The following is an 8,915-nucleotide window of genomic DNA, read 5'->3' as shown; positions in this document are numbered from 1 at the left end:
CCGGGACGAGCCGTCGCGGGCCGAGGCCCCGGCGCGCACCGTCCACCGGCTGCGCCGGATCCGGCAGGTGTCCGTGCAGGCGATCGGCGAGATCGACCAGGCGCCGGCCTGACCGTCATGCGGACGGTCCCCGACCCGGAAGGTGCGAGATGAGCCGCGGCAGGGTGGGCGTGATCGTCGCCCCCGCCAATCCCTCGGCGGAGCCCGAGCTGACCCGCCTGCTCGGCTCGCGCGCCGACATGCACGTCACCCGATTCCCCGTGCACCGGGGAGTGTCGCTCGCCGAACGGCTGGAGAGCTACAACGAGGCCCTGCCCGGCATGGTCTGCGCGTTCGACGGCCTGCCGCTGGACGCCCTGGTCATGGCCTGCAGCGAGTCCCGCTACCTGCTGGGCCCCGACGACGACGCCGACCAGTGCGCGCGGCTGTCGGCCTCGACCGGCGTGCCGTTCGCCTCCTCCACGCAGGCCACCAGGGAGGCGGTGGAACACGTCGGCGTGAGCGACATCGTGCTGGTCTCGCCGTACCAGCCGTGGCTGACCGAGCTGGCCGAGCGCTTCTGGAAGACGGCGGGGCTGAACGTCACGCAGGTCGTGCAGGTGCGGGCGGCCAAGGGCGGCTACTCCTCCTACGCGGTCACCCCGGCCGAGCTGATCACCCAGGTCGAGCGGGCCGAGGTGCCCGGCGACGCGGTGCTGCTGTTCACCGGCACCGGCATGGCCACGCTGCCTGTGCTCGGGCCGCTCAGCGCCGGCAACGACCGCACGCTGCTCACGTCCAACCTCTGCACCGCCTGGTGGGCCCTGTCGCGGGCCATCGGCGAGCACGTCACGCTCAGCCGCGTGCCCTACCGCCGCCACATGGCGGAGCAGGGGAGGCGCCCCGCATGAACGGCGTGATCGTCGTCGGGGCCGGCCCGGCGGGGCTGACCGCGGCGCTCTCGCTGGCCAGGGCCGGGATCCCGGTCACCGTGCTGGAGCGGGAGAACGAGCTCGCCGGGCAGGCGCGGGCCTGCACCTTCCATCCGGCCACGCTCGACCTGCTCGACGAGCTGGGCGTGGCCTCGCAACTCGTCGCCAAGGGCCGCGTGGTCGAGCGGGTGCAGTGGCGCGACCGGTCGGGGATCGTGCTGGCCGAGATGGGCATGAACCGGCTCAACGGCCTGACCAAGCACCCGTTCAGGATCCACGCCGACCAGGCCGCGCTCACCCCGCTGCTGCTCGCGGCCCTGAACGCCTACCCCGACGTCGACGTGCGCTTCGGCACCCGCGTCGACGGGGTCTCCGAGGGCGGCACCGGCATCCGGGTCCGCGTCGGCCAGACCTGGACGCGGGCCCGGTACATGATCGCCGCCGACGGCGGCCACAGCACGGTGCGCGGCTCGCTGGGGCTGCCCTTCCCCAGGTCGGCCTACCCGACGCAGGCGCTGCGGGTGTTCACCGACTCGCCGCTCGACCGGCTGCTGCCGAGCCTGGCGCCGCTCACCTACGTCCGCGACGTGCAGCAGTCGTGCACGCTGCTCGCGCTGCCCGACCACTGGCGGATCATCTTCAGGATCCCCTGCGACGCCACCGAGCCGCTGTCCTCGCCCAACGTCTCGATGCTGGTCCGCCGCGCCCTGCCGGGAGCGAGCGGGCCCATCCACGTGACCGGGGCCGACCGGTTCGGGCTGTCCAGGGGCGTGCTGACCTCCTACCGCTGCGGGCGGGTGCTGTTCGTGGGCGACGCCGCGCACCTGACCTCCACGGTCGGCGGCCTCAACATGAACGCCGGCATCCACGACGCCGTCGAGGTCGGCCAGGTGATCGCGGCCGTGCTCGGCGGGTTCGCGCCGCCCACCGCGCTGGAGGCGTGGGCGTGGCGGCGGCGGGCCGTGCTGCTGCAGCGGGTGATGCCGCGCGGCGAGACGCGGCCGGCCGGCGTGCGCGAGCGCGACAGCGCCCGGCTGGCCGCGGCGATGGCCGGGCTGCGGGCCATCGCCGGCGACCCGGAGGCCACGCGGGCCTATCTCGCGCAGGCCTCGCTGCTCGACACCGTTCCCGGCTCCGCCGGTGGGGCCCGGCCCGTCTGACACCGCTGAGGAGGTGCGACACCGCATGTGGCGAACGCTCTCGGACGAAGCGCGCCAGGCCATCCGCGAGCTGTGCGACACGCACGGCTCCCGCCTCTACGACTACTGCCGCACCGAGCTGGCCGCGGGCGACGCCGAGCAGGCGGCCGCCGGCGCGCTGGTGTCCGCCCACCTCTACGCGGACCGGCTGCGCGACCCCGCCCTGCACCGGCCCTGGCTCTACGCCCTGGCCCGCGCCCACCGCGCGTTCGTGGCCAAGCCGGCCAGCATCGGCTCCTGGTCGCGGCCGGGGCGGATGTCGGAGCTGCTGCCCGAGGCGCTGCTCTCCCTCGACCGCCCGCTGCGCGAGCTGCTCGACCTGTCCCTGCGCCACGGCCTGTCCGACGCCGAGCTGGCCACCGTCTTCAGCCTGAGCCAGGACGAGGTCAGCGCCGTGGTGGCGCGGGCGGCCGACGCGCTGGAGGGCTGGTTCGCCGCGATCATCGCCGCGCGCGGCCGTACGGGATGTCCTGATCTGACCACGCGGGTGGCGGCCTGGGTCACCTCGCCGGGCCGCCGGGCCCGCGCCCGGATCAGCCGGCACATCCAGGGCTGCGCCGCCTGCCGGGCCGCGCCCCGCACCATGTCGGCCGCCACGCTGCTGCGCCGGCTGCCGATCGCGGAGCTGCCCGGCACACTGACCAACCGGCTCGCCTCGGCGCAGCCGCTGCCCGGAGAGGGACCCCTCTGGCGGGCGGACGGCTTCCCCGTGCTGGCACGCACCCTGGTGGAGCCGCTCGCGGCCCCGCCGGGCGTGGGGGCGACGCCGATGCCCCCGGTCGCCGACCCCACGACGGCGACACCGGGAAACCCCTGGTCGGCGGCGGGCGCGGCCGCCGCCGACCAGGAGCCCCCGGGGCGGGCGGCACGCGGGCGGCACCCGTTCACGCCGACGAGCCGCGCCCGGCCCTTCCGCGGCGGCTCCCCGGGCGACAAGCTCGTCTACGACAACCGGGCCGAAGGCGGCCTCAGCGGCACCGTGGTCAACGGGCCGGTCAACGGGCCGGTCAACGGGCCGGGCGGCAGCCCGGTGAACAGCCCCGTGACCGGTCCGTTGAGCGCGCCGGTCGGCGGCGGTGAGGCCGGTGGTGGTGACGGCGCCGCCGCCCCGCCCGGCGCGATGATCATCCGGTACGGCGGCATCGGCTGGAACGGCGAGCCCGGCGGTCTCGACCGGTTCGACGGCGAGGCCCCCTGGCAGGAGTTCTGGCGGGAGCAGCCGGCGGAGCCCGAGGAGGAGACCGAGGCCCCGATCCGCACGGTGGCCAGGCTGGGCCTGCTGCTGGGCGTCGGGCTGCTGGTGGTGGGCCTGGTGTGGGCCGTGCTCAATGCGCGCGCGCATCCGGCGGTGGTCACCAGGGCGGCGGCGCAGGCGGCCGTCCCGGCCGAGACGCCCACGCGCTGGACGGCCGCGATCGGCCCGGCCGCCGGGTCCGCCCTGTCGTCCCTGGACCGGAAGGCCGACCTGCCGAGACCGGCGGCGCCCACGGCCCGGGTGTCGCCCCGGTCGGCGTGGCTGGGGTCCGGGCGGGCCGGGGCGTTCTCGCTGGCGTGCACCGGGACGTGCCGGGTCGTCTCGGCCACCGGCACGCGCGGCATCGTCGTCGACGGCACGACGTTCCGCGTCCTGGACCCGCGTTCGCGGCCCGGCTGCCCGGGCGGGCCCGACGTGCGGCGCGGCCGGATCACCATCGTCTGGACGGGCCGCGCCACCGGCGACGGCCTGCGCACCGGCGGCACGGCGACCGCCGGCGGCACGCTCACCCTGAAGGTGGGCTGGACCATCGCCAGGGACAAGGGCGTGCGGCGGCTCGACGCCGGCGGCGTCCGCTGGAGCAACTGCCGATGAGGCCCCGGACCGGCCGGGGCCCCACGCGCGGCTAGAAGAACCGGAACCCGGGCTCGGGCTCGGGCAGGTCGAGCTGTCGCGGCCCCCTGAACGTCGCGCTGTCCTTGGGCACGTCGGCCAGCGGCGTCCCGAGCACGAGCGGCACGGTCACGCTGCTGCGAGTCAGGTCGACGGTGACGGTCGCGCCGGTGCCCTCCTCACTGGTGTAGGTGGTGTCGGTCCCGGCGAGCACCAGGCCGATCCGGTGGCCCTTCCTGAAGGTGTAGTCCTGCGGCAGCGTCTGCCACCTGACCGTCCCGTACGTGCCGACGGGCAGCGGCTGGGCCTGGCTGAGCGAGTCGCGGTTCTGGACGTCGATCCAGCCGCGGGCGACGATCTCCAGCGGCCGGGTGGCCACGTTCGTGGTGACCTTCTTGTAGCAGGCGTCGTCGGCCGCGGTGCTCTCGCCGTGGCAGTCCTCCTCGGTGAGCGTGGTGACGCCCTGGCCGCGCCGCCAGTCGACGCGGGTGTCCTCGCCGAAGTCGACGAGCAGGGCGGTCAGGTTGGCGGTGGGCTTGTCGAGCCTGACCCGCAGGTCGGCGGTGGGCGTGCCGGACAGGCGCAGGTCCAGCGGGAGCGCGCCGGTGGTGAAGGCCGCGCGGCCCGGCTTGGCCGTGCCGACGTCGGCCACCATCTCGGTCTCGCTCAGCGCGAGGTCGGTGAAGGTGGCGGTGCTGTCGCCGCGGGCCTTGAGCAGGCCGAGCGAGCCGTCGGCGGCGGGCCGCAGCACGGCCTTGAGCGCGTACGGGGCCGGCCAGTCGCGCTGGGTGGTCCACTGCGCCGGGCCGAGCTGCACGTCGGCGCGGGGCTCGTTGGTGATCCCGTTGCGGACGCCGTGCAGCCAGTAGTCGAACCAGCGGTGCAGGGTGTCCACCCACAGGTCCCTGCGGCCCTCGAAGTCGAACGGGTCCACGTGCTGGTACTGGCCGACCCAGATCTTGCGCGGCACGTTCCGCTGGGCCAGGGCCTGCCACCAGGCGGAGAAGTTGTCCGGCCGGACGTTGAGGTCGTTGACCGTGTGCACGACGAAGACGCTGGCCTTGACCTTCGAGGCGTCGCCGAGCAGGCCCTTGAGGTAGTCGCGTTCGTTCCAGAAGGCGTTGTAGTTCCCGGTGTCGTCGCCGTCCTCGGCGTCCATGCGGTCGCGGACGGCCTGGCACTTGGCCTCGGGGTCGGTGTCGACGTAGTTGGTCAGCCAGGAGGCGTAGTCGTAGTTGTAGACCACGCCGTTCGAGCGCTGGTACTTGTACCAGGAGCTGATGGCCGAGATGGGGACGATCGTCTTCAGGCCCTCGACGCCGGTGGCGGCCACGGCGTTGGCCAGCGTGCCGTCGTAGGACTTGCCGATCATGGCGGCGTTGCCGGTGGTCCAGTCGGCCACGGCGGGGGTGCCGTCGGCCCTGACCGCCTTGGCGCGGCCGTTCAGCCAGTCGATGACCGCCTTGCCGCCCAGCACGTCGGCCTTGCCGCCCATGTCCGGGCAGCCGTCGGACCTGGTGGTGCCGAGCATGTCCACGTTGAGCACGGCGTAGCCGCGCGGGACGAAGTAGTTGTCGTAGAACAGGGGGAATTTCGTGACATTGCCGGAGGCGTCGTACGCCTTGCGCTCCCCCTCGTTCCCACGTCCGGAGTTGTCGTAGTACGGACTCTCGTCGATGATCACGGGCACCTTCAGGCCCGGACCGGACTCCTTGGGACGGATGATGTCCACCCTGACCCGGTCGAGCGCGCCGTCGAGGTCGCTGTCCACGGTGGACTCGACGTACACGTGCTCGCGGACGGCGTCGGCGTAGGAGAAGACCGGCTGCGTCCGGCCGTCCTTGACGGTGATCGTGGGTCCGGCAGCGGCTTGTGCCGGGGTCGCGATGGCCAAGGTGAGGGCGACCGCGAAGAGGGCCGGGCGTAATTGTGGCACGCGTGACCTCCGTGACAAGTGTCGTAATTTCCCCCGCAATGTCTCACCCGCCCAGAAAGCTGACAAGATCCCACCTATGGAGGCACAGGACCGGATCCGGGGCTGCCTGCTCGGCGGCGCGATCGGCGACGCCCTCGGGGCGCCCATCGAGTTCGAGTCGTTGCGGGAGATCCGCCGGCAGCACGGCCAGGACGGCGTCACCGGCTATGTCACGACCTGGCGGGGCAGGCGCGCGCTCGTCACCGACGACACCCAGATGACCCTGTTCACCGTCGAGGCGCTGACCCGCGACCGCACGCCCGGCGAGGTGCGGCAGGCGTACCTGCGCTGGCTCGACACCCAGGAGCACCAGGCTCCGCCGCCCGCCGACCGGCCGCACCGGACCGGCGCGCTGCGCGAGGAGGGCTGGCTGTACTCCCGGCGGGCCCCGGGCAACGCCTGCCTGTCCGGGCTGCGGCAACCCTTCCCCGGCCCGTCGCCGTCCGGCGTGCCCGGCCCGGTGAACCCGGACTCCAAGGGCTGCGGCACCGTCATGCGCTCGGCGCCGTTCGGGCTCGTCGCGCCGTACGACGCGGACGCCGCGTTCGAGCTGGCGGCGGTCTGCGCGCAGATCACCCACGGCCATCCGACCGGCTACCTGGCCGCGGGCGCGTTCGCCGCGATCGTCGCCCGCCTGATGGCCGGCGAGCCGCTGGAGGCCGCCGTCGGCCACGCCCTCGACCTGCTCGCCGGTCGTCCGGGGCACGAGGAGACGTCCGGCGCCCTGCGCGCGGCGCTCGACCTGGCCGCGTCCGGCCCGCACTCCCCCGAACGGGTCGAGACGCTGGGCGGCGCGTGGGTGGCCGAGGAGGCGCTGGCCATCGGCGTCTACTGCGCCCTGGCCCAGCCCTCGCCCGAGCGGGCGCTGCTGCTGTCGGTCAACCACTCCGGCGACAGCGACTCGACCGGCTCGGTCTGCGGCAACCTGGTGGGCGCGCTGCGCGGCGCGGACGCGCTGCCGGCCGCCTGGGTGACACCGCTGGAGGGCCGCGAGACGATCGAGCGCCTGGCCGCCGCGCTCCTCTAGGCTGGAGGCTCACCGGGACGGAAGAGATCGCATGCGAAACGTCGCGCGGACCTCGCTCGTCGATGCCGCCATCGAGGAGCTCCGCGGGGAGATCACCAGTGGGGCTTGGCCGGTCGGGACGAAGATCCCGTCCGAGAGCCGGCTCGCCGAGAGCCTCGGCATGAGCCGGTTGTCGGTGCGCGAGGCGGTGCGGGTGCTGGCCCACGCCGGGCTGCTGCAGACCAGGCAGGGCGACGGCACGTACGTCACCGCCACCGACGAGTCGCAGGTGGCGCTGCGCCGGCGGCTCGACCGGGCGGCCGCGATGGACATCATCGACGTGCGCCGCGGGCTCGACCTGGTGGCCGCCCGGCTGGCGGCGGTCAAGCGCACCGGCGACGACGTCGCCGCGATGCGCGAGGCGCTGGCCCGCCGCGGGTCGGCCGCGCGCGCGGGCGACCTCGACGGGTTCGCCGACGCCGACGCCGACTTCCACCTGCTGGTGGCCGACGCCGCGCACAACCCGCTGCTGGCCGACCTCTACCGCAGCATGCGCGACGCGCTGCGCGACAGCGTCCGGGACCAGGAGCAGGCCGCGCTGGCGCCCGACCCGTCGCACGACGACCTGCTGGCCGCGATCGAGGCGGGCGACGCGGCCAGGGCGGTCGAGGTCTCGGTCGCCATCCTCGACGCCCAGGAACGCGACCTGTGACCCGCGCGCCGGGTCAGCGGGCGATCAGCACGGCGAGCCCGGCGGCCGGGCCGAGCAGGATCGAGGCGGCGGCGCACACCTGCGCGACCGGGCTCGACGCGGCAGGGTGCGCCGGGCCCTCCGCGGCGAAGACCGGGCGGATCCAGCGCAGGTAGTAGAACAGGCTCGCGACGGTGTTGGCGGCGGCGACCACCGCGAGCCAGGCGTACCCGCCGTCCCAGGCGGCCGCGAACATCAGCAGCTTCCCGGCGAAGACCGCGGTCGGCGGCGTCCCGACCAGGCCGAGCAGGCACACCACCAGCGCGAACGCCGTCCAGGGCGAGCGGCGGCCGAGCCCGGCGTAGTCCGCCAGCCGCTCGGCCCCGGTGGCGACCACGACGGCGAACGCGCCCAGGTTCGTGACCGCGTAGGCGGCCAGGTAGACCAGCAGGGCGGGCGCGGCCAGGGCGGTGCGTCCGGCCACCGCGACCGGGACCAGCAGGTAACCGGCCTGGCTGACCGTCGAGTACGCCAGCAACCGCCGTACGTTCTCCTGCTGGAAGGCGGCCAGGTTGCCGAGCGTCATCGTCACGGCGGCCAGGACCGCGAGCAGCGCGGGCTCGTCCAGCACCGTCGTCGCCAGCCGGTACAGCGCCACCAGCGCGCCGATCTTGGGCACCGTGGTCACGAACGCGGCCACCGGCGCCGACGTGCCCTCGGTGACGTCGGGCACCCAGAAGTGCGCGGGCGCTCCCCCGGCCTTGAACAGCGGCCCGGCCAGCAGCAGCACCGCGCCCACCGCCGGGGCGCGCGCGGCGGGGTAGGCGGTGGCGCCGGACCAGCCGTACACGACGGTGGCCCCGGCCAGCATGAGCACGCCGAGGAAGGCGCCCATCAGGTAGTACTTGAGCGCCGCCTCGGTGCCGGACGCGTCCTTGGCGAACCCCGCCAGCGCGTACGCCGGGACGCTCGCCAGCAGGTACGCCGCCACCAGCACGAGCAGGTCGTCCGCCCCCGCCATGAGCACGGCCCCCAGCGCCGCCAGCACCATCAGCGTGTACAGCTCGGCCTCCCTGCCGTCCCCCCTGACCCGGCCGGTCGCCAGCCACACGGCCAGCAGGGTGGCCAGGCAGACGGTCAGCCGGGCGGCTCCGGTCGGCGGATCGACGGTCTTCTGCTCCCGTGCGGCCAAGGCGATGAGCTCGGCTTCGCCGCCGTGGGTCTTGTTCATGCCACCGGGCAGGTTCTTGAGCGCCTCCATGATCG

7 protein-coding genes are annotated in these 8,915 nt (G+C 74.6%); 5 read left to right on the top strand and 2 right to left on the bottom strand.

The window, feature by feature from the left end; all coding sequences use genetic code 11:
* Nucleotides 1-149 precede the first annotated feature (149 nt).
* The 3 genes from ACWCSD_RS40570 to ACWCSD_RS40560 are packed head-to-tail and all read left to right on the top strand — an operon-like array spanning nt 150 to nt 3,959.
* Nucleotides 150-890: a maleate cis-trans isomerase family protein gene (locus ACWCSD_RS40570; protein ID WP_352358998.1), complete on the top strand. Its 741-nt coding sequence runs from the start codon at nt 150-152 to the stop codon at nt 888-890.
* Nucleotides 887-2,071, top strand: a complete 1,185-nt coding sequence (locus tag ACWCSD_RS40565; protein ID WP_387663801.1) for an FAD-dependent oxidoreductase — start codon at nt 887-889, stop codon at nt 2,069-2,071. The genes ACWCSD_RS40570 and ACWCSD_RS40565 overlap by 4 nt, the downstream gene beginning before the upstream one ends.
* Before the next feature lie 25 nt (nt 2,072-2,096).
* Nucleotides 2,097-3,959 carry a hypothetical protein gene (locus ACWCSD_RS40560; protein ID WP_449922831.1) on the top strand — a complete coding sequence of 621 codons (1,863 nt, stop codon included), beginning with the start codon at nt 2,097-2,099 and terminating at the stop codon, nt 3,957-3,959.
* Nucleotides 3,960-3,990: 31 nt separating this feature from the next.
* Here ACWCSD_RS40560 and ACWCSD_RS40555 read toward each other — a convergent pair whose 3' ends face one another.
* A complete protein-coding gene (locus ACWCSD_RS40555) occupies nt 3,991-5,913 on the bottom strand; it encodes a Xaa-Pro dipeptidyl-peptidase (protein ID WP_449922829.1) in 1,923 nt (640 codons plus the stop codon).
* Nucleotides 5,914-5,989: 76 nt separating this feature from the next.
* Between ACWCSD_RS40555 and ACWCSD_RS40550 the strand changes: the two genes are divergently transcribed.
* Nucleotides 5,990-6,979, top strand: coding sequence for an ADP-ribosylglycohydrolase family protein (locus tag ACWCSD_RS40550; protein WP_449922827.1), 990 nt, complete (start codon nt 5,990-5,992; stop codon nt 6,977-6,979).
* Nucleotides 6,980-7,010: 31 nt separating this feature from the next.
* Nucleotides 7,011-7,670, top strand: coding sequence for a FadR/GntR family transcriptional regulator (locus tag ACWCSD_RS40545; protein WP_387663793.1), 660 nt, complete (start codon nt 7,011-7,013; stop codon nt 7,668-7,670).
* A gap of 13 nt (nt 7,671-7,683) precedes the next feature.
* On the opposite strand, the gene ACWCSD_RS40540 is transcribed toward ACWCSD_RS40545, so the two are convergent.
* The coding region (locus ACWCSD_RS40540) for an NADH-quinone oxidoreductase subunit N (RefSeq protein ID WP_449922826.1) at nt 7,684-8,915 on the bottom strand (1,232 nt) is incomplete at its 5' end.

This window comes from Nonomuraea sp. NPDC001684 (assembly GCF_053596515.1).
This window is presented reverse-complemented; position numbering and strand designations above follow the sequence as displayed.

Coding starts and splice junctions, on each gene's coding strand:
- ACWCSD_RS40570 (WP_352358998.1), top strand. CDS start 150: ATGAGCCGCGGCAGGGTGGGCGTGATCGTCGCCCCCGCCAATCCCTCG.
- ACWCSD_RS40565 (WP_387663801.1), top strand. CDS start 887: ATGAACGGCGTGATCGTCGTCGGGGCCGGCCCGGCGGGGCTGACCGCG.
- ACWCSD_RS40560 (WP_449922831.1), top strand. CDS start 2,097: ATGTGGCGAACGCTCTCGGACGAAGCGCGCCAGGCCATCCGCGAGCTG.
- ACWCSD_RS40550 (WP_449922827.1), top strand. CDS start 5,990: ATGGAGGCACAGGACCGGATCCGGGGCTGCCTGCTCGGCGGCGCGATC.
- ACWCSD_RS40545 (WP_387663793.1), top strand. CDS start 7,011: ATGCGAAACGTCGCGCGGACCTCGCTCGTCGATGCCGCCATCGAGGAG.